Genomic DNA, 20,876 nt, shown 5'->3' with positions numbered 1-20,876 from the left:
CCCGGGGCGAATGCCTCGGGTTTTTTCGTGCCGATGCCGATGTCGGATGTTCTCGTTATTATCTTTTTATATTGCATTAATATTGCAGGATTATAATAGGGAGATGGATAATATTTAAAATTGAAGAATAAAAATGACTTAACATCCAAGGAGGACCATCCATTGGCTAAACTCATTAACTTTGCGCACCGCGGAGCGGCCGGACACCGTCCGGAAAATACGATTGCCTCATTCGCCTATGCCCTGGAGCTTGGCGCAACCGGTATTGAAACCGACGTACAGATGACTAAAGACGGGCACCTGGTGCTGATTCATGACGAAACTTTGAAACGGACGGCGGGAACGCCGGACTGGGTTAAGGATTTGACGCTAGAGGAAGTTCGCTCCCATGAAGCCGGATCCTGGTACCATGAGGATTATAGAGGGGAAAAGATCCCGACGCTGGAAGAGTTGTTGGAGCTCGTAAAGGGCACGGACACCATCGTTAATCTGGAACTGAAAAACGGGTTTGTGCAGTATCCTGAACTGGAGCGCAAGGTCATCGATATGGTAAGAGCGTATGGATTGGCGGAGCGCACGATTATTTCGAGCTTCAATCATTACTCTTTGGTGGATTGCAAAAAGATTGCACCGGAAGTCCGGACCGGCATTTTGTATGGGGAAGGATTGTATGAGCCGTGGGAATATGCGAAGAACATCGGCGCCGAAGCGTTGCACGCCTTCCATTACGCAGTCCGGCCGGAGTTTGTTGCCGCTGCCGCCGAGCAGGGAGTAGTTTATAATCCCTTTACAGTAAATGAAAAACACGAGATGGCAGGGTTGATCAAGGCGGGGGTGGCCGGCATCATTACCGATTACCCTGACCGGTTGGCTGAACTGCTGTCCGATCAAGGAGCGTGACCGGATGAAAAAAACATGGCTGCTGGGACTCGGTTTTTTCAGCATCAGCTTGACCTGGGCGTTGTATAACGCTTTCGTACCGCTATTTTTGGACGATTACCTGAAAAGCGCGGCATTGATCGGGTTCATGATGACGATCGATAACTATTTCGCGATGTTCCTGCAGCCATGGATCGGTCATCGGAGCGATAAAACGACTACAAAGTATGGCAGACGGATGCCTTACTTACTCATCGGGATGCCGCTGGGGGCTGTGTTTGCCACGATGATTCCTTTACATACGGGTCTAATCACCCTGGTATTGTTCATGATGTTAATGAATTTGTCCATGAGCTTGTTCCGGGCCCCCACGGTGGCGTTAATGCCGGATATCACTCCGGAAAAGGACCGGACACGAGCCAACGGCATCATTAACTTTATGGGCGGGATCGGCTCTGTGTTGGCATTTGGCATCGGATCGATTTTATACGGAATCGGCTCATTCGTACCGTTTTTGTTTGCCGGCATAGTGATGCTGGGTTCCATGTTTATTCTAAAAAGAGTAATTAAAGAACCGATCCTTCTGGAAAGCCACCCCGACGCCAAGCCGAGCAGGCCGCCGGTGCGGATCAAGGATCAGCTCGACAGAACGACATTGTTCATTTTAGGCGCGATTTTCTTCTGGTTCGTAGCTTATCAAGGTGTCGAGGCGCTGTTCACGCTATACGGCACGAAGCATGTCGGAATGAGCGACGGGGAGGCTTCGTTCTCGCTTACGTTCTTCTCGTTGGCGTTTCTCTTGTTCGCCCTGCCGAGCGGTTGGCTGGGAGCCAAATTCGGCAAGAAAAAAATCATCATGATCGGCGTAGCGGGCCTGTTCCTCGTGTTCGGTTCCGTTGTGTTCGTAGATTCCGTACTTCTGCTCAGACTGGTGCTGATCGTCGGCGGTATTTTCTGGGCCTGCATCAACATCAACTCCTATCCCTGGGTCATTTCGACCGGACGGGAAGAGAGCATCGGCACGCGGACAGGGATCTACTACTTCGTGTCTTCGCTTGCAGCGATCGTGTCTCCGCCGCTCCTCGGCTGGGTCATCGACGTGTTTGGCTATCCGGCATTGTTCATCAGCGCCTCTGTAGGACTGCTCCTGGCGCTTGGCTGTCTGCTAGGGGCTTCCTCGGAAGAGAGACCCGCAGGGAAAGGACCGTTGGACAACACGCCGATCATGGTGGATTAGGTTACATGCAAAACCTCCGGGAATGGCCATTAGACGGCTTGCTCCCGGAGGTCTTTTTGTTGGATGGGGTAATCACAGAAATAGCTGTATTTTCTACAGTTATTTTCATGATATTTCAGCTTTTAGACGCATTAACTGGAAAATCTGCATCTAATTTCGCCGATATGGCCTGATTTTTGTTCATAAGGGCAAATTAACTGTAGGATTTCCCGCTAAATTCTGTAAACGGTAGTTTGAGATAAAAATAACTGTAGGTTTTCCAGCTATATTTAGTGCGGTCGCAGAATCGGTAACAGATCCGGCCAGACGTAGCCCCGAACTCAGACGCTTCTTTAGGACGTTTTCGTCCGGGAGCGGATAGCTGCCCAAAGGGCCGCAAGGGAGACAAGCAGGGCGGCGGAAGATACCACCATCGTTGCTATCTCTACACCAGAGGCACCGCCGTCCTTGCTTTGCCCCGCGTCGCTCGCAGCCGCGCCGGCTGCTGCGTTGGCAGCCCCGGCATCGCCAGCCTTGCTGTTGGTGTCGTCGCCAGCAGTTTTATCCGCTACTGCGTTCGCGTTCCCGCCTTCGGCCCCGGCGGCATTCCCGTCCGCTGCATCGCCGGCTTCAACGCCGGTGTCGTGACCTTGATCAGCGGCGTGACCGTCAGCCGCTCCAACTGCCGCATCCGCGGTCACTGTGGTGATCGAATGCGGCTTGTCCGAGCCTTCCTCGCCGCTCCACTCGACGATCGATCCGTCGCTGTAATACTGGAAGGCGTCCCAAGCCAGGGAAGTGTCATCGGCGGGGTTCTTTCCGACGAATTCGAATTGCTGGAATTCGCCCGGTCCGATTCCGTCAGCTTCGGAGGCCCAAGTAACGACCGTCACCTTGCCGGATTCGTTCTTGGTGAGCTCCACCGTCCAGTCGGGTACGGGGCGATACTGTTTGAAATCGAGCTCGTCCGGTATTTTAAGCGATACTTTAACCGTCGGAATGTCTTTTTCCACTGGAACTTTCAGGCTGTAGGTTTCCCAGGCGCCAGGAGAAGATAATCCCGGTTGTACAGTAACGTGTGCGCTTGCCAGGCCGGAAAACAACAGGAGTCCTGCCGCTGCCGAAGTGCATAAGGCTGTTATACGGAAAATAAATTTCTTAATCATAGTTTCCCCTTTCTTTTTTGCAAAAGATTAATATTACTAGTTGCTGTCCACATGGAGAGTAAAGTCATGATCCAATGATTCCAGCGATTTGAGCAAAATATGGACCTGCACGTTCCAGTCCCCGCCCATGGTAATAATCCCATCAGCCTCGAGCTCTGAAGAACCGCCGGGCATAACGACTTCAATCACGCCCATGTCCATCTCCAAGGATGTCAGGGACAGGGTAACTTGCTCCACCTGTTCCATAGGTTTGCCGTCCGGATCCTGCAGCTTGATTGCAAAATGATTCTTGCCGATCGTTCGGGGCGTAACTTCCAGGGTGATTTTGTGTCCCTGAACGGTCGCCTCCAGCCGGTCCGGCAGCCCTGCGGCGGTTGATGGCGGCGGCTGGTTAGCCAAGACGGCGGCGAGCGCAAGCACGATAAATCCAAGGGCCAGTTCGACCCACACGCCCCGTCCAAGAGGCCGGGAGCGCCGCCGTCCGCGCAGGAATCCTGTAAAGGCGAGGCCAAGCATGAACAGGAATACGGCAATTTTCGCTAGAAGCGCCAGGCCATAACCGGTTTGAAATAGTGCACTCAGTGATGGAATATGGATGACAGTACCGTAGATCCCGGATATCAACAGAACGGCCACGCTTGCGGAGGCGAGCGCTGAGAAGCGGCTTACGGCCTGCCAATAAGCAAGCGGACGTTGCCCTGGGACACCCTCCTCAGGGGGAGCCACCTTCTCAAATGCCTCCGGCAGCAGAAAGACAATGGCCAGCAGGCCCCCGAGCCAAATCGATGCGGCGGATAAATGCAGATAATCCGCCGTAACAGCAAGCGCCTTGCCCTCCGCGGCGGCCGCATGGCCGATAAAAGCCTTGGAGAGCATAAGTCCTTGGCTGAAGGCCATAGCAGCCCAAGTTGCCCACACAGAAAGGCGGATGTCTGTTTCGCGCGGATGCCGGATGTTTCCGATCCTCATCCAGAGCAGGGAGGCAAAGGCCAGCAACGCCAGCAGCGCCAGCTGTATTTTCCATATCGTGCCGAAGCCGGTATATTGCAAGGTCTCACTTATTAGGTCGGCGTTCAAAGCGCTTGTCCATGACACGCCTGCATTACTGGCGGTTTGCTGCGGCAGGCTTGCGATAATGCCCGCGGCGGCCAGCACAATGCCTAAATTGAGCAGGAGCTTGCTGCGCTTCGTTGTGAACGGTATCCCGTTAATCCGTGCGCTGCGAGGCAGCAAGAACAGTTGGAATAGCAGCGTGCCGGTGGTCAAAGTCATCCCAGCATACCAAAGCCAGCGGATCAACAGCAGACTCCATTCCGGGAAAGGAACCTGATTATCTGACGTTACGATCGGACCGCTTCCGGCTCCCTGGTTGCCGATTTGAAATGCTAGGGTTCCCGAAACCGGGTGACCGTCACTGGAGACAACTTTCCATTTAATCGTATAAATTCCGTCCTCTAATCCGGGAGTTAGCCCGGCGACAAGTCTGTCGGGACGGCTCGGATCGATAGCGGCATCCTTCTTGTCAAGGCGTTCCCCGGAGGGGCTTAGTACCTGCAACGAATAAAAGGCGGGTTCGATCTCTTCATCAAATTGAATGAATATGGATTCGGGTGATTTCTCCAGCACTTCCCCTGAAGAGGGCGAGGAAGATACGACATAAGCATGTGCGGAGGCGTGTTCCGGAATAACACCGGCCCAACATGCTAAAACTAGAATAAGAACTATCACGTACGGTTTGTATTTTTTCAGACGCAAAACGCACCACCTTACAATTGCAATGACATATGTTACACATTTATCTTATTTTACAACTATTATTACCGGATGAGTATAGTCAAAACTTCCACACCTTTCCAATTATGCCCGGTGGTATGTCTAAAGTGTGAATGTTGGACTTTTTATTGTTTGTACGAATAAGCAGTTTATTTGCACTCTTTGTATGTTGGCGATTTCAAAATCTGCTGGCGTGCGTTAAAATAATAAGTATGCATATTTTTATTAAAGGAGGAAACCTCAGTGGCATCGAACATCAAGGTGGGTATCGTAGGATACGGTAATTTGGGTCGCGGCGTCGAAAAAGCGATCAAGCAAAACCCCGACATTGAGCTCAGCGCTATTTTTTCAAGAAGACATCCGAATGAGGTTGCGGCGGCAAACGGCGTCGTGCATATTTCTGAGGTAGAGAACTATAAAGGCAAGATCGATGTTCTTATCCTTTGCGGCGGTTCGGCCACAGACCTTCCTGAACAAGGGCCGGAGCTTGCGGCTTTGTTTAATACGGTTGACAGCTTTGACACGCATGCGAAAATTCCCGATTATTTTGAGCAAGTCAACGCTGCGGCGCAAAAAGGCGGGAACGTCAGCGTAATTTCCACGGGCTGGGATCCAGGGTTGTTTTCCTTGAACCGCTTGTTAGCGCAGGCCGTTTTGCCGGAAGGGAAAGAGTATACCTTTTGGGGCAAAGGCGTAAGCCAGGGGCATTCCGATGCGATCCGTCGCGTACCGGGCGTGAAAAACGGTGTACAATACACCATTCCGATCGAATCCGCCGTGGAACGTGTGCGTAACGGAGAAAACCCGGAATTGTCGACGAAAGAAAAGCACCTTCGCGAGTGTTATGTCGTCGCTGAGGAAGGCGCCGATTTGGCGAAGATTGAACGCGAAATCAAAGAAATGCCGAATTACTTCTCCGATTATTTGACGACCGTCAACTTTATCAGCGAAGAAGAATTGAAGCAAAATCATTCCGCCATGCCGCATGGAGGCAACGTGCTTCGCAGCGGACGGACAGGGGAGAACAATACGCAAATTATTGAATTCAGCCTGAAGCTGGACAGCAATCCGGAATTTACGGCCAGCGTGTTGGTCGCATATGCCCGCGCAGTGTACAAGCTGTCCCAGTCCGGACAAACCGGCGCGAAAACAGTCTTCGACATTCCGTTTGGTTTGTTGTCGCCGAAATCGCCGGAGCAGCTTCGTAAAGAACTGCTGTAACAAAAACGGAATAATAAGGATAAATAAGGGTTGCTTGGCCGGATGGCCGGGCAACTTTTTTTGATTGTTCCTAAAGTTATTCATGCATCAATTGCTGGAGTGTCCAGAATAAGTAAGTGATTAATATCACTAACAGGGGTATCATTATGACAATTTTGCGAACTCGGCACTCCTTGGAATGCAATGTGAACAATTATCAAAATCGCCGAATACGGCTGAATTTGAGCTCTAATCGTCTGTAATCGGAATTGGGGTGATCAAACCAGAGGACCGTTAATGATATAAATGTAAATTTATTGCATTTATTCCTTTCTCTATGAATTGTCATTAGTTCAAGGCTTCCCTAACATAAAACTTAACTGATAATCAAGAATTCATCTCGCTCATCGTGATGAGGTTCACAATTTAGAAAGGGGTATCGGAATCCTATGAAAAGGAAGGGATTGCTGCTCGCTGTCTTTTCAGCGTTTCTTGTCCTTCTGACCGGATGCAACAATTTAGCTGTACTAAACCCGAAAGGTCCGGTGGCCAAGACACAATCTAATGTCATTATCTTCTCGATCCTGGTAATGGCGCTAGTTCTGCTGGTTGTTTATATTCTTTACGTTTACATGCTTACCAAATACCGCGCTTCTAAAGCCGCTCCTGACTATGAGCCGCCTCATATGGAGGGGAACAAATGGTTGGAGATCACCTGGATTACGATTCCGGTCATTATTGTTACCATTTTGTCGGTCGTTACAATTCGGAGTACTGCCGCAGTAGAGAAGGTGCCGGAAGGCTACGAAGACCAAAAACCGCTCGTGATTTATGCGGCGTCTTCCAACTGGAAATGGCATTTCAGCTATCCGGAGGAAGGGATTGAGACGGTCAACTACGTCAACTTCCCGACGAATCGTCCGGTAGAGTTCAGATTGTATGCCTATGGGCCAATCTCAAGCTTCTGGATCCCGCAGCTTGGCGGACAGAAGTATGCGATGAGCGACATGGTCAACAAGCTTAACCTTGTAGCTGAGCACGCCGGATCTTACATGGGGAAAAACTCCAACTTCTCCGGTGAAGGCTTCGCGCACATGGAGTTCGAGGCGCTGGCCATGACGTCGAAGGATTATGAAGAATGGCTTGATGAAGTCAAAACAACGGCTCCGAAACTGACGGAGCAGGAATTCGACTCATTGCTTAAAGAGAGTCATGTCGGCAGAAAATCTTATTCTTCAACACACCTTGAGTTCAGACCTGCTCCAGAAGGTGAAAATGCCGGCCACAACCATGGTGGTTCGGAAGAAATGGATATGAATTCAGAGTCCGGAGAAATGGACCACTCCGAAATGAATATGGATTCGACAGGCACAGACGACGCTGGAGCGGCGGATCATAGCTCGCACGGCAACTAATAGAACGGAAGGGAGTTAGCTAGACATGAAATGGGACGAATTTTTCGTCACTGGCGAACCGATGATCTATGGCGCGATGGTCAGCATCGTCGTCGCATCGTTAGCCATTCTTATCGGCCTGACTTATTTTAAAAAATGGGGCTACTTGTGGCGTGAATGGTTGACTACCGTCGACCATAAGCGGATCGGGATTATGTATATCATCTCCGCGCTGCTGATGTTGTTCCGCGGCGGCGTTGACGCCCTCTTGATGCGTGCCCAGCTGGCAATGCCGGAAAACGGGCTGCTTGACGGGCAACACTATAACGAAATTTTTACGACCCACGGGGTCATCATGATTTTGTTCATGGCGATGCCGTTTATTATCGGCTTGATGAACGTCGTAGTTCCGCTGCAAATCGGGGCGCGCGACGTAGCGTTTCCTCGGCTTAATGCGGTCAGCTTCTGGCTGTTCTTCGCCGGAGCGATGCTGTTCAACATTTCCTTCGTCATCGGCGGATCGCCGGATGCTGGCTGGACGGCATACTTCCCGCTGGCAAGTCTGGAATTCAGCCCGACGGTAGGGAATAACTATTATTCGATCGCGATTCAGATCGCAGGTATCGGTACGCTGATGACCGGCGTCAACTTTATCGCGACGATTCTGAAAATGCGTGCTAAAGGCATGACCCTGATGAAGATGCCGATGTTTACCTGGTCGGTACTCATTACTTGCGTTATTATCCTGTTCGCCTTCCCGGTATTGACTGTGGCACTGGCGCTGATGATGTTCGACCGCTTATTCGGGTCACAGTTCTTTACGATGGCCAATGGCGGGATGGATATGCTCTGGGCCAACCTGTTCTGGGTTTGGGGCCATCCTGAGGTATATATCGTTATCTTGCCTGCGTTCGGGATTTACAGTGAAATTATTTCCACGTTCTCGCGGAAAAACTTGTACGGCTATAAATCCATGGTTTGGAGTATGGTCGTCATTTCGTTGCTGTCCTTCCTTGTATGGGCTCACCACTTCTATACAATGGGTCACGGCGTGATGGTCAATGGCGTGTTCTCGGTGACGACGATGGCGATTGCCATACCGACCGGGGTCAAAATATTCAACTGGCTCTTTACGATGCAGAAAGGCCGAATCGAGTTCACTACACCGATGCTGTACTCGCTCGCCTTTATTCCGATCTTCACGATCGGCGGCGTAACCGGCGTTATGCTCGCGATGGCGAGTGCCGACTACCAGTACCACAACACGATGTTCCTGGTAGCCCACTTCCACTACGTGCTTATTCCGGGTACCGTGTTCGCCGTCATCGCCGGCTTCTACTACTGGTTCCCGAAATTGTTCGGGTTCCGGCTCGATGAACGCCAGGGCAAACGCGCCTTTTGGTGGATCATTATCAGCTTTAATGTGACGTTCTTCCCGCTGTTCTTCCTTGGACTTAAAGGGATGACGCGCCGGATGTACACTTATTCGGAAAGTACGGGCTTTGGCCCGCTGAATTTACTTGCTTCGATCGGCTCTGTCGGTCTTGCCATCGGCTTCATTCTGTTGGTTTACAATATTTACTGGAGCTTCCGTTACGCTCCGAGAGATACGACGGGCGACCCATGGAATGCACGGACGCTCGAGTGGAGCACGCACAGTCCGGTTCCAGAATACAACTTTGCGATCGAGCCTACAGTTAAAGGCTTGGATCCGTTCTGGGAATCCAAAAAAGGCGGACATCAGCTTTACGAAGGCAAGATTGAAGAAATTCATATGCCGAATAACAGTGGACAGCCGTTCATTTTGGGAATTATATTCTTCTTCTTTGGATTCTTCATGGTATTCAGCTGGTGGGTTCCTGCGATTATCGCAGGCATCGGCGTAGTGGTTATGCTGGCGGTGCGCTCGTTCGAACGTGACCATGGTCGGCATATCCCGGTAAAAGAAATTCTGGAGACGGAAGCAAGATTGGGGGGTGAACAGGCATGAAATTAGATCATACGTTACCGCTGGAGTATCGTTCCGAAGAGAACAGCAACCGTATTTTCGGATTCTGGCTGTTCCTCGGAGCCGAGATTGTTCTGTTCTCGACCCTGTTTGCCGTCTACCTTACGCTTTGGAATCGTACGGGCAGCGGGCCGTCGGGGCATGAGATTTTCGAAATCGGGCCGGTTATGATCGAAACGTTCGTGCTGCTTACAAGCAGCTTTACGATCGGCCTGTTTATCAACAGTATGCGGCAGGGCTTGAAAAAGCCGGCGATGGTATTCTTTTTCATCACATTGCTGCTAGGCGCCGTGTTCCTCGGTGTCGAAATCATGGAGTTTGTAACTTATGTAAATGAGGGGGCGACGCTGCAAACGAGCGCGTTCCTGTCCAGCTTGTTCGTTCTGCTCGGAACACACGGTGCCCACGTAACGTTGGGTCTGCTGTGGGGCATCGGACTGATGATTCAGATCGGGCGTGAAGGCTTCACGCTCGACACGGCGAACAAGTCGTTTATTTTCTCGCTGTATTGGCACTTCCTGGACGTAGTCTGGATCTTCATCTTCAGCTTCGTCTATCTGAAAGGACTGATGTGATATGAAAAAACTATTCCCTGTTAAACACGTCATGGGATATTTGTTCTCATTGATCCTGTCCATTGTTGCCTTATCCGTTGTTTTCTTCGATTTGTCGGTAGCTGCTGGAATGAGTATTCTCCTCGTAAGTGCGGTCATCCAAATGGGAGTACAGCTTATCCTGTTTATGCACATCGGTGAGGATGGCTCCAAAAAGGCGTTGTATACGAATATCGCTTACGCATTGTTCGTCGGCCTGGTGACCGTATTCGGTACACTGTTCACGATGATCTGGGGTTACCAGTAAGAAAAGGCCCGTTAAGGGATGTAGGAATATAATTAAAGCCGTAGTCTCTTTATAAGGAGGCTGCGGCTTTTTTGTATTATGGATTCTTTAAAAGTTAAAGAGATTGCCATGACTCCCTATAGGATGAATAATTACCTGGAACCAGAGCCAATGCTAGACTGGAGCAAAAAGTTCTAAAAGTACTTTACATACCCCTTAGGGGTATAATATAATGGACTTGTAAGGTAAACCAATGGACGCCGGTCTGTGGATTGCAGGCGGGTGAGAGGAGGAGAAGAATGGCTGCTGAACTTGAGCCTAAGAATACGAATCACGATGCTGCGGACAACTGTTGCGAGAGTGACGCTCACGGGCGACACAGTCATCACTCGGCAGCGGTCAAGGGCAATCTGACAAGTCGGCTTAACCGGATCGAAGGGCAAATTCGCGGAATCAAAGGCATGATTGAGAAGGATACTTACTGTGATGATGTCCTGAATCAGATCGCGGCGGTCCAATCGGCATTGAACAGCGTAGGCAAGCTGCTTCTGGAAGGACATATGAAGAGCTGCGTTATTGAACGTATTCAGGCGGGCGAAATGGAAGTCGTAGACGAACTGCTGATCACGGTGAATAAATTAATGAAATAAATAAATTACCCAATAAATAAATTTATTAGGAGGAATATAGAATGTCTAATGTGACTTTGCAAGTGGAAGGTATGTCGTGCAATCATTGTGTTAATTCGATCGAGGGAGCTATGAAGGAACTTGGCGCATCGGCCAAAGTGGATCTTTCGGCAAAAAGTGTTGAGGTGTCCTACGACGAAAGTAAACTGACTGTGGATGCTATTAAAGAAGCGATCGAAGATCAGGGGTATGATGTAGTCTAAGTCAGATGCATTCTGTCGTCTTAAATATACCCCTAGTATGTATAGAGAAACAGGGGCCGGTTATGGAACCGGCCCCTGTTTTTTATTTTATATTTTCTCACGGATAAAGCCTTGTTCGTGAAGCCCGGCGATAAAATGCTTCATCAGCTTGACGCCTCTTTCCAAGGAGTGGGTGTCCAGTTTTTTGCTGTCTTCGGATAATCGTAGAACCGCTTTATGATCCTTAAGCTGAAGCCTTATATAGGAGCCAGGCTGACTTTCAAGCGCCTCATACAATCCATCCTGTTTAAGAAGGGAACGAAGCAGACTCGGATGGGAGGCTTTGGCATGGAACGCCTTATTCATGGCCGAATTGGGCAAGGTGACGGGACGAAGTTGCGGATGAAAAGGCAGAAAGAGAGGCCGTTTCACCTTGCGCAAATGGAATTCCAATTTACGCCGGGGAGAATAGCTGAATTTCATACTGACAGCTAACTGGCCCGACGAATCAGAGTTGGAATCCGTAACAGTAACTACAATCGTTCCCAATCCTTGAGCCAATGGAATTGTTACATGCTGACCCGTGTATTTCCAGCCTTTGAATGACGATGGAGCGTAGGCTCCTTTTGAAGTATGCGCGAACTCCTGCAGAAGGGCGGTCGATTTCGATACCCACCATGGCTTGCGGATCTTCTTAGTGGTCTGCATCGTTCTTATCCTCCTTGACGGCCATCTTGCTTGGAGAAGGGAGACGGCCCTCTTTACGTAAAGCTTCCCGGAGCAGAAATTCAATATGACCGTTTACGCTTCGGAACTCATCAGCTGCCCAGCGCTCCAAAGCGGCGTAAAGGGTCGGGTCCAGGCGCAGCGGAAAGCTCTTTTTTCCGGCCATATAAATGAGGCCCCTTAATACAAGCTGCTCGTATTAATGACCGGCTGGGCGGAACGGTCGGATACGACGGCAACGAGCAGGTTGTTAATCATGGCAGCTTTCCGTTCGTCATCCAGTTCAAGCACATTGTCGTTTTGCAGACGGGCAATCGCCATTTGAACCATGGTAACCGCGCCGTCGACGATTTTCTCCCGGGCGGCAATGATGGCTTCGGCCTGCTGGCGCTGCAGCATTGCGCTGGCGATTTCGGTCGAGTAAGCCAAATGGGTCAGGCGGGATTCTATAACTTTGACGCCTGCAATCTCAAGGCGCTTCTGCAATTCTTCAGTCAGTTCCAATGCGATCTCTTCCGTATTGGCGCGAAGCGAGAAGCCGGTGGTGTCCGGTTGATCGTACGGATATTTGCTTGCTACATGGCGCAAAGCGGTCTCGCTTTGAATTTCAACGAACGTTTCGTACTCATCCACTTCGAACAGTGCTTTGGCCGAATCGACCACCGAGAAAACAACGACAGCAGCGATCTCGATCGGATTCCCGCCGACATCATTTACCTTCAGCTTGGCGCTGTTGAAGTTGCGAACGCGCAGGGACACTCTTCTGCGGGTGGAAAAAGGGACTGCGAGGTAGAACCCGCTCTTGCGGATGACGCCGACATAACGCCCGAAGAAAGTAACGACATTAGACTGATTCGGCTGCACGATCGTTAATCCGGTGAGCAGCACGAAGGCTACAATACAAGCCGCTATGCCTGCGATAAGCGGGAGGACGTCCTCAAGCGTAATGAGGTACACGCCGGCCCCCGTAATCGCCAGAATGAATAGCAGGGCCACAAAGCCGTTCATATACGTAAGTTCTTTTTCTTTGATCATGCCTAAGCACTCCTTCGTAAGGAATATTAATTTGATATTTATATGATATCACTTTTGCAATATATTGTAAACTAACTTGAATGAATTGCGGCAGCGAAACACAACGAAATAAAAAAGAAGCAGGCAGACCGATGATCTTAAGTCCGCGTGCTTCCTTTTTTTATGCCTTTACTGAATCGGCTTTAACTGATCCACGTCATACTTGAATCGGTCACGTTCCATGTTCCGTCTTCCAGTTTCAATGTAATTTTAGTTCCTACTGCTCCTTTACCGGACCGGTACTTTGAGCCTTCGATCACGGCGGAATCCTCGCCGACATCGACCTTTTTGACCTGAAGGAGTACGCCGGACAGCGACATGCTATCCTCGAAGTTCTCCTCTTCCTGCGCCAGCTCCTCGAAAGTCGCATCCCGCACCGTCACTTCATAGTCCGCAAAGGAATCGAGGATATACGACTTGTCCTGATCCGTGAGTTGCGTCAGCTCGCTTAAGTCCAAAGCGATGTATTCCATATTTCCGTTCAAACCTTCATCAAAGGAAAACATGGCCTGAAAAGCGAGGCTGTACAGCTGTCCGGCCGTCCCGTCCGGCTGCTCTTGAGACTCGTCCGGATTGACGGACACGTCGGTGAAATTCTCTTTGTTGATTATCTCCTGGCCGTTTGTTAGCGCGGTGTTTCCGGATTCGGCATGCGTGGCGGATCCGCCGTCATTATCGCTGCCGCAAGCGCTCATCAGCAGAAGGGATGAAGCTAGCAGAACTACCGCGATTGGTTTGACCCTCATGAGATAACCCCCTTTCAAGCATATAGACGTTACGGAAAAAGCATAAGTTTCCCCGCAGCCGCCAAACCAGGGCGAAAGGAGCCCAAAATAAGACTTTATTCCCGGAAAAATCGGCCGATGGCAGGCATTAACGCCAAATCCTACAATGAAGCGACAATCTCCGCCATACGGGCGAGGCCGGATTCCAATTCATCCAAGGAAGCATAGGCATAAGAAATTCTTATCCGGTTGCCTGCTTCCGGGTCATATAGATGGCCCGGATTGATCAGGATTCCCTGTTTCAGTGCGGCATCGAACAGCTTTCTTGGTGCAGCGGTCCGATTCAGCTTTAGCCAGATATAGAACCCCCCATTGGGAATGCTCCATTCGGCCAAACCCTCGCCGAAATGTCTTTGCAGAGAGTCCAACGCAGCTTGTCTCCGTAGTCGCAGCTTTGTCCGCAGGCTTTCCATATGGGCCTCGTACATGCCGCTTGACAGACACTCCGCTGCCAACCGCTGCGAGAAAGCGCTGGAACCGTAATCGCTTTGCATCTTGATGTCGGCCAGTCGCTCGATGACGGGCTGCGGTCCGGTAATCCAGCCGATACGAAGCCCCGGGCTTAACGTTTTGGACAGGCTGCTCATGTATAGCACAACACCGCTGGAGTCCCCTGCCTTCAGAGGAGCGGGTGGGGGTTCGTCAAGCCATAGATCCCGGTAAACGTCATCTTCAAGGATAGGTAATCCAGCCTTTTGACACACCTCAAGGAGCCGATTACGGCGTTGCTGGCTCATGACGATACCGGTCGGGTTGTGAAAGGTGGGAATCGTGTAAAGCAGCGCGCCTCCGTATTGCTTGGCATAAGGGCCTACGAGCTCGGGACGCAGCCCTTCTTCGTCCATCGGTACTCCTTGGAGCTTCATTCCGGCCGATTGAAATACAGGTACCGAATATAGATAGGACGGCCGTTCCAAGAGTACGGTCGATCCCCGCTGCAGCAGTCCGACTGAGATCAGTTGGAGCGCCTGAAGCGCGCCGGACACGATCAGAATACATTCCGGTGAGGCCTTAATACCTTGGCTATTCATCCGGGAAGCAAGTAATTCGCGCAGGAAGAGGTCGCCATTCGGTTCCCCGTAGCCCAAATCGGGGACATGGTCGGCCATGCGACGCAGGAGCCGGCTCATTTCCTCCCGGGGAAGCAGCTCCGGAGAAAGTTCTCCAGTTCCCAGGCGCAGCAAGCCTGGGTGGAACTCGGATCGGTTGATTTCCTGGACGGCCGGCAAATTGGGATAATGTATCCCGGCACTGACATAAGCGTTCCAGTCGGGCGGAGGGGTGGAGGCCAATACGCCCCAGGTGTGATTCACGACTTTGGTGCCGCCGCCTCGCCCGCCTTCGATCATGCCGGCCGCGGCGAGTTCTCCAAGGGCAGCAACAACGGTGCTTCGGTTTACGCCGAAGCTCTCAGCCAGACTGCGCTGGGAAGGAAGGCGCGTGCCGACCGTCCATTCACCGCCGGCGATTTTGTCCCGGAGGTATTCGGTGATTTGCAGATGCAAGGGTATCGGTGAGTTGCGGTCGGGCCGCCACAATGGTTTTTCCACGGTATAGTTCTCCTTGGGAAGTGTTAAGACTTGTCTCTTAGCATTATATATCAAATGATTTGTTTGGTTGGTTTTATATCCAGCCAAATGGATGGAGCCAAGTTTGCAACTTGACGTTAAAATAGAATTCTGATCAGGCTATAAAACTTTTATTGATGAGAGAAAGAGGAGAAAAAGAGATGATGGGAATTGCTTTTATTCACGGCTTGGTATTGGCCTTCGGATTAATATTGCCGCTCGGCGTACAAAATATATTTATTTTAAATCAAGGGGCGGCCGGAGGGAAATGGACCCGTGCCTGGCCAGCCGTCATTACGGCGGCTCTATGCGATACCGTTCTTATTCTGCTGGCGGTACTGGGTGTATCGGTCATTGTATTCACGTTGGAATGGCTCAAGTTGATTCTTTTCACCGCTGGAGCGGGTTTTATGATTTACATGGGATGGTCGATTTGGAAAAGCACTCCGGTGAAAGGCATGGAGGAAACGGCGGGCCTTACGGCCAAAAAACAGGTTATGTTCGCCATGTCGGTCTCTTTGTTGAACCCGCACGCCATTATGGACACCATTGGAGTAATCGGGGCAAGCTCTTTGAGCTATGAAGGGAATGACAAGACGGGATTTACGCTGGCGGTCATCCTCACATCGTGGATTTGGTTCTTCGCACTCTCGCTAGCCGGGAGAATCGTTGGCCGAGTGAGCCGCAGCGGAGTACTTTTGAGGCGGATGAATCAGGTTTCAGCAGTTGTCGTATGGGTGATGGCGATATTTATGTTGCTTAAAGGAACCGTTTGGAGTTCGTAATTAAGTGTTGCCGGCCGAATGTATGACATAAGTGCCATCTAATAAGAATTTGCTAACCGCCTAAACCCCTTAGCTTTGTAGTAATCATACGGCCTTGCGTACCGATGTTGAAGGTTTCATACTAATAATAGGTTACTTATATTAAGGGATTCGTTGAATAACGTAGGGATGTCAGAGGTATAGGGATATCCGGAAGGGCTTTTTGGAAACCTATGTTAAACAAGCGATGCAAGCAAATTATGGGGTTTGGGAGTGAAGTCGGAATGAATGAGGTCATTAATCAGCTTAAGAATCACCGCTCCATCCGAAAATACAACGCACAGCCGGTCACCCGGGAGCAGATAGAAGCCATCGTTGGGGCCGCCCAAGCAGCATCCAGCTCAAGCAATGTTCAGGCGTACAGTGTGATCGCGGTAACTGATCAGGCACGGAAGGACAAGTTGGAGGAGCTGTGCGGCCATCAGAGCTACATCGCGGAATGTCCCGTATTCCTGGTCTGGTGCGGGGATTTATCCCGGCTAAAATCCGCAGCCGGACGGCATTTGCCGGAGCGGGAGACCTATGAGGATACGACGGAGAATTTCATCGTCGCTACAGTCGATGCAGCTTTGGCCGCTCAGAATGCGGCGGTTGCCGCAGAGTCGCTCGGGCTAGGCATCGTATACATTGGCGGGATCCGCAACCGGTGCGAGGAAGTCGCCGAACTGCTCGCCCTCCCTGAACTGGCGTATCCCGTGTTCGGGATGTGCGTCGGCTATCCCGATCAGGAGCCGGGCCTACGGCCGCGGCTGCCGCAGGAAGCGGTGCTGCATTGGAACGAGTATGACCGTGAACGCTCGGAACGCGGCGTGGAGCAATACGATGACACCATGGTGAAATACTTGCGGGAGCGGACCGGCGGGGCGAAGGATACGCCTTGGTCCGTGCTGATGGCGGAGAAGCTAGCCCAGCCGGCCCGGCTTCATATGCGGGAGTTTTTGCAGCGGCGCGGGTTCGGATTGAAATAATTTAGTTGCTGTCAAGATCAAGGTTAAGAACAAAGGAAGGCTGCCTATACGGTAGCCTTTTTTTGTGGTGCTGCCGGGTATTCTTCGCAACCCCGCGTCTTGAAGTTGGTTGCAGGATAACAAGCAGTGAATTCCATTCCCATTAAGTAGCGGCAATCCACCGGCTAGGCCGAACAGGGGAAGCGATAAGACCCCTACCTGTAAACCGCTTAACCAAAATTAATAAATGCTACTTCTTAACTATTTATCCGGATGGACGAGGGGTTTATTGTATTATAAGGAAATAATTTACATACGTGAAATTACATTTATTTTCCGAAAGAGTTCAAGGAAGGGAGGATAGGAGAAAAATAAAGCATAGGATTTATCTATCTATGTTTGTATATCGTTTGACCGCGGTGCAAAAAACTAAATTAGAGGAGAGAAAACTGTGAAAGCAATGAAGAAACTATTTGCTGGATTAATGATGTTTACTCTGATTTTTGGTGTATCTTTTGCAGAATCGGCATTTGCCGGCAGTGATGAGGTCAAGCTTATCGATTCGGACATCAGTGTTATTTATAAACCTGGATATGTCGGATTCAGCGGCAATATCGAGGTGGCGAATCTGGGACCCGTAAAGACAGTGACTGTCCACTACACAACAGATAACACAACCTGGTATGATGCGAGTGCTTATTATGTCGGGCCGACGGATGCAAGCCATGAGAAATGGCATTTCAGCATTTCCACAAATGGTTCTACTGCAGATCATTCCGAGTTGAAGAATCTGAAATTCATAAAATTCGCTATTAAATATGAAGTGAATAACCAGACCTATTGGGATAACAACGGGTCAGAGAATTATTACAATGAAGTGAATAATTCATACCCTCTAACATCCATCATTTTGGGGAAACCAAATGTGCTTAACGCCGATAGTAATCTGAATAATGGAACATTCAGCGGCAATATCTATGTGAAAAACCTGAATCCGGCGAAAACAGTAAAGATTGTTTATACCACGGATAACTGGGCAACGATTCATGAAGGCTACGCCACATATGTCGGCCGCTTGAATAATTTGAATAGTGTGGAAGGCTGGAAATATAGTTTCGACGTTCCGGGAGCTTGGAATGTTAAATATGCAATTTCCTATACAACTGGCGGGCAAACGTATAGGGATAATAACTACGGTCATAATTACGAGGTACACTAAGTTATAGAAAAATACATTAGGAGGAGGATCACGAAGAGCTTGCTACTCCGCTCTGTGATCCTTTTCGTCGTAAATAATGACGGACACCCTGTTTCCGTTGCCTCAGCACTCACGGGCGATCAGGACCGGCCCCACAGCTCCGGCGGATTTAATTCATAGATCCCGTTTTCCCGGTACATATAATGATGCATAATGAATTCGCGGCGGATCGTGGCAAAATCCTCGTGGTATTTTTTAATGTACTCGTTGATTTCCTTCTCGGTGTATTTCTTATGCGGCTCCAAACCTTGCACTAGATGCTCGAGGACAAACCGTTTTTTCTTGAGCTGTGCAGGCAAGTGCTTCAGCATGCCGTCCTTGGTGAAAAAGTTACGGATGACCGTCATTTTCTCCAAGGCTTTCTCACTCGCCGCAAGATTATCATTACCGGGCTCCGACTCGTTGTTAACTCCGATGTTCAATATGGCTTGAGCTTGCAGGGCAAGACTCTTTTCATTCAGATAAAAGTAGATCGTGTTTTTGTCCCGGCGTTCGTAAATCAGGTCGGTCTCGCGCAGTTTCGCCATGTGGTGGGTGATCGTTGGAGGCGAGACGCCCAGTTTCCCGGCCAGCGCTTGGCCGTGAAGCGGGCCGTTCTTGAGCAAAGCGATGATCCGGATGCGGGTGACGTCGCCGATTGTTTTATGAAACTGGACGATTTTATCAAGCTGCATGGGGAGGTCCCTCCTTATATTGAAATTTGATAACAGACTAATTAGATGGTTACCAAATTATTTCATGAGCGAAGTTCGTTGTCAATAGGATCTGTCGGGGGAAGGGGAACGCTAATTTGTTGATAGGAAGGTTGCCATTTCCGGCATGGCGGTGCTTAATCGAGAGTTTGATCGAAGTGGGCTATTCGTGGCAAGTGAGATAAGTGAGGTAAGTGAGGTAAGAGCGGTAAATGTGGTAAGTGTGGTAAATGTGGTAAGTATGGTAAGTGCGGTAAGTGTGGTAAGTGTGGTAAGTGTGGTAAGAGCAGTAAGTGCGGTAAGTGTGGTAAGTGAGGTAAGTGAGGTAAGTGAGGTAAGTGAGGTGAGTGCGGTAAGTGCGGTAAGTAAGCCCAGTGAGCTAAGTGTGCTGTGTGCCCCAAGTGCCCCAAGTGCTCCAAGTGCTCCAAGTGCTCCAAGTGCCCCAAGTGTGCTAAGCCGCCGAACTCTAACGGACATGAGGGACCTTAATTGGCCATAATTTCATTAATTTTAATTCTAACGGACACCAGAGACCTTAATTAGGCCAAATCTGGCACATTGCAGCCTAAATAAGGAGAATAGCGTCTCTCATGTCCGTTAGCCGATCAAAATCCCCGATTTTTAGCTGTTAAGGTCCGCTGTGTCCGTTAAAACAAACTAAGGGCCCCGAAGAAGAAGCGATTCCCAAGAATGGCCAACCCCCACTTTTTTAAACCTTCAACAAACTGCGGCAGCGTAGCTGCCACTATATCCCGTAGAATCGCCGTGTGTTATTAAACAGGATACGGGATCCCTCTGCCTCCGTTATCCCATGCAGACGAGCCCATGCCGCGGCCACCTCACGAACCATGCCGGGGTGCGTAGGCTGACCGGTAAACGGTCCTTCGAACGGCCAGGGACCGTCGGTCTCCGCCATGACGAGCTCGGCGGGGTAATATCGCGCCAAATCCATGATCTCCGGCTCGTACAGCAAATCCGGCGTGAACGAGACGAAATATCCGCGCTCAGCCATGCGGCGCACTGTATGTTCCGGGCCCTTGAACCAATGAAAGTGTGCCTTCTCAATCCCATGGCGATCCAGTAGATCGCACACCAGGTCCGCATCGTCGTAGACGGCATGAAGCACAACGGGTTTGCCAAGTCTGCCCGCAAGCTGTAGAAGCTGCTCGAGTAACTCGATATACGGGGAAAGGTCAAATGCTTCGCCCCGTTCCTCCGCTTCCAATCGCGAGTAATAAGGCAAGCCGATTTCACCTACGGCAGCCATGCTTGAGGCGTTCTCCTCGATCCATGACAACAAAGCCTCCGTTTCAGTAGGCGACGGGACCGGTTGTTCCGGATGATAGCCGAAGGCGGGGATCACAAGCCCCGGATATTGTTCGGAGAGCTCGAGGTTTTTCCGGGAAGAGGCCAGATCCATGGACACGCCTATCAAAGCCGCAGCTCCCAGTTCGGCTGCTTCTTTAATAAGCCGATGTTGGACAGCCTCCTCGTAAAGGTCAAGATGGATATGAGCGTCGATAAAAGGGAAGCGATCATCGGAGCGGGGCCCCGATGCGGCGTAAAATAAAGAATCCATTAATTAATTTCACTCCTATGCTGGAAGATGATAGTTCGGTTATTTTACTTTTTTCATCAAAATTCGTCACTTTTAC

21 protein-coding genes are annotated in these 20,876 nt (G+C 50.3%); 12 read left to right on the top strand and 9 right to left on the bottom strand.

All coding sequences use genetic code 11. The annotated features are described in order from the left end of the window. The first annotated feature begins 162 nt into the window (after positions 1–162). On the top strand, positions 163–900 hold the full coding sequence (locus KB559_RS12385; RefSeq protein WP_211022250.1) for a glycerophosphodiester phosphodiesterase: 738 nt from the start codon (positions 163–165) through the stop codon (positions 898–900). A 4-nt stretch (positions 901–904) separates the two neighbouring features. Next, positions 905–2,116, top strand: a complete 1,212-nt coding sequence (locus tag KB559_RS12380; RefSeq protein ID WP_211022249.1) for an SLC45 family MFS transporter — start codon at positions 905–907, stop codon at positions 2,114–2,116. Positions 2,117–2,448: 332 nt separating this feature from the next. Here KB559_RS12380 and KB559_RS12375 read toward each other — a convergent pair whose 3' ends face one another. Both KB559_RS12375 and KB559_RS12370 read right to left on the bottom strand, forming a co-directional pair. Continuing rightward, positions 2,449–3,261, bottom strand: a complete 813-nt coding sequence (locus KB559_RS12375; protein WP_211022248.1) for a YcnI family copper-binding membrane protein — start codon at positions 3,259–3,261, stop codon at positions 2,449–2,451. Between the two features lie 36 nt (positions 3,262–3,297). Then, entirely contained in the window at positions 3,298–5,016 is a 1,719-nt protein-coding gene (locus KB559_RS12370; RefSeq protein WP_211022247.1) for a copper resistance protein CopC, read from the bottom strand. A gap of 261 nt (positions 5,017–5,277) precedes the next feature. On the opposite strand from KB559_RS12370, the gene KB559_RS12365 reads away from it, so the two are divergent. From KB559_RS12365 to copZ, 7 genes are all read left to right on the top strand, one after another. Further along, the gene (locus tag KB559_RS12365; protein WP_211022246.1) at positions 5,278–6,255 is read left to right on the top strand and encodes a diaminopimelate dehydrogenase; all 978 of its coding nucleotides are present in this window, start codon (positions 5,278–5,280) and stop codon (positions 6,253–6,255) included. A 428-nt stretch (positions 6,256–6,683) separates the two neighbouring features. Further along, a complete protein-coding gene (gene qoxA / locus KB559_RS12360) occupies positions 6,684–7,649 on the top strand; it encodes a cytochrome aa3 quinol oxidase subunit II (RefSeq protein ID WP_211022245.1) in 966 nt (321 codons plus the stop codon). 25 nt (positions 7,650–7,674) lie between these two features. Further along, positions 7,675–9,618: a cytochrome aa3 quinol oxidase subunit I gene (gene qoxB / locus KB559_RS12355; RefSeq protein ID WP_211022244.1), complete on the top strand. Its 1,944-nt coding sequence runs from the start codon at positions 7,675–7,677 to the stop codon at positions 9,616–9,618. After that, a complete protein-coding gene (gene qoxC, locus KB559_RS12350; RefSeq protein ID WP_211022243.1) occupies positions 9,615–10,211 on the top strand; it encodes a cytochrome aa3 quinol oxidase subunit III in 597 nt (198 codons plus the stop codon). Before qoxB ends, qoxC begins: the two co-directional genes overlap by 4 nt. Before the next feature lies 1 nt (position 10,212). After that, on the top strand, positions 10,213–10,497 hold the full coding sequence (qoxD, locus tag KB559_RS12345; protein ID WP_211022242.1) for a cytochrome aa3 quinol oxidase subunit IV: 285 nt from the start codon (positions 10,213–10,215) through the stop codon (positions 10,495–10,497). A 278-nt stretch (positions 10,498–10,775) separates the two neighbouring features. After that, positions 10,776–11,126: a metal-sensitive transcriptional regulator gene (locus KB559_RS12340; RefSeq protein ID WP_244861460.1), complete on the top strand. Its 351-nt coding sequence runs from the start codon at positions 10,776–10,778 to the stop codon at positions 11,124–11,126. 41 nt (positions 11,127–11,167) lie between these two features. Then, positions 11,168–11,368: a copper chaperone CopZ gene (copZ, locus tag KB559_RS12335; RefSeq protein WP_211022241.1), complete on the top strand. Its 201-nt coding sequence runs from the start codon at positions 11,168–11,170 to the stop codon at positions 11,366–11,368. A gap of 87 nt (positions 11,369–11,455) precedes the next feature. Here copZ and KB559_RS12330 read toward each other — a convergent pair whose 3' ends face one another. The 5 genes from KB559_RS12330 to KB559_RS12310 all read right to left on the bottom strand — a co-directional run bounded on the left by KB559_RS12330 (position 11,456) and on the right by KB559_RS12310 (position 15,482). Beyond that, entirely contained in the window at positions 11,456–12,055 is a 600-nt protein-coding gene (locus KB559_RS12330; RefSeq protein WP_211022240.1) for a hypothetical protein, read from the bottom strand. Next, positions 12,042–12,239: a type II toxin-antitoxin system antitoxin gene (locus KB559_RS12325; RefSeq protein ID WP_211022239.1), complete on the bottom strand. Its 198-nt coding sequence runs from the start codon at positions 12,237–12,239 to the stop codon at positions 12,042–12,044. Before KB559_RS12325 ends, KB559_RS12330 begins: the two co-directional genes overlap by 14 nt. A gap of 14 nt (positions 12,240–12,253) precedes the next feature. Beyond that, positions 12,254–13,108: an SPFH domain-containing protein gene (locus KB559_RS12320; RefSeq protein WP_247681779.1), complete on the bottom strand. Its 855-nt coding sequence runs from the start codon at positions 13,106–13,108 to the stop codon at positions 12,254–12,256. A gap of 182 nt (positions 13,109–13,290) precedes the next feature. Beyond that, a complete protein-coding gene (locus tag KB559_RS12315) occupies positions 13,291–13,893 on the bottom strand; it encodes a hypothetical protein (RefSeq protein WP_211022238.1) in 603 nt (200 codons plus the stop codon). A 140-nt stretch (positions 13,894–14,033) separates the two neighbouring features. After that, a complete protein-coding gene (locus KB559_RS12310; protein WP_211022237.1) occupies positions 14,034–15,482 on the bottom strand; it encodes an aminotransferase-like domain-containing protein in 1,449 nt (482 codons plus the stop codon). Positions 15,483–15,664: 182 nt separating this feature from the next. On the opposite strand from KB559_RS12310, the gene KB559_RS12305 reads away from it, so the two are divergent. From KB559_RS12305 to KB559_RS12295, 3 genes are all read left to right on the top strand, one after another. Continuing rightward, the gene (locus KB559_RS12305) at positions 15,665–16,285 is read left to right on the top strand and encodes a LysE/ArgO family amino acid transporter (RefSeq protein WP_211022524.1); all 621 of its coding nucleotides are present in this window, start codon (positions 15,665–15,667) and stop codon (positions 16,283–16,285) included. A 263-nt stretch (positions 16,286–16,548) separates the two neighbouring features. Then, positions 16,549–17,292 carry an oxygen-insensitive NADPH nitroreductase gene (gene nfsA / locus KB559_RS12300; protein WP_211022236.1) on the top strand — a complete coding sequence of 248 codons (744 nt, stop codon included), beginning with the start codon at positions 16,549–16,551 and terminating at the stop codon, positions 17,290–17,292. A 439-nt stretch (positions 17,293–17,731) separates the two neighbouring features. Then, positions 17,732–18,490: a carbohydrate-binding protein gene (locus tag KB559_RS12295; RefSeq protein WP_247681799.1), complete on the top strand. Its 759-nt coding sequence runs from the start codon at positions 17,732–17,734 to the stop codon at positions 18,488–18,490. Positions 18,491–18,609: 119 nt separating this feature from the next. On the opposite strand, the gene KB559_RS12290 is transcribed toward KB559_RS12295, so the two are convergent. Continuing rightward, on the bottom strand, positions 18,610–19,203 hold the full coding sequence (locus KB559_RS12290; protein WP_211022234.1) for a DUF2087 domain-containing protein: 594 nt from the start codon (positions 19,201–19,203) through the stop codon (positions 18,610–18,612). A 763-nt stretch (positions 19,204–19,966) separates the two neighbouring features. Beyond that, positions 19,967–20,800, bottom strand: a complete 834-nt coding sequence (locus tag KB559_RS12285) for a TatD family hydrolase (protein ID WP_211022233.1) — start codon at positions 20,798–20,800, stop codon at positions 19,967–19,969. Between the last annotated feature and the right edge of the window lie 76 nt (positions 20,801–20,876).

Origin of the sequence: Paenibacillus sp. Marseille-P2973 (genome assembly GCF_018101095.1) — a bacterium.
Taxonomy (GTDB): domain Bacteria; phylum Bacillota; class Bacilli; order Paenibacillales; family Paenibacillaceae; genus Fontibacillus; species Fontibacillus vini.
This window is presented reverse-complemented; position numbering and strand designations above follow the sequence as displayed.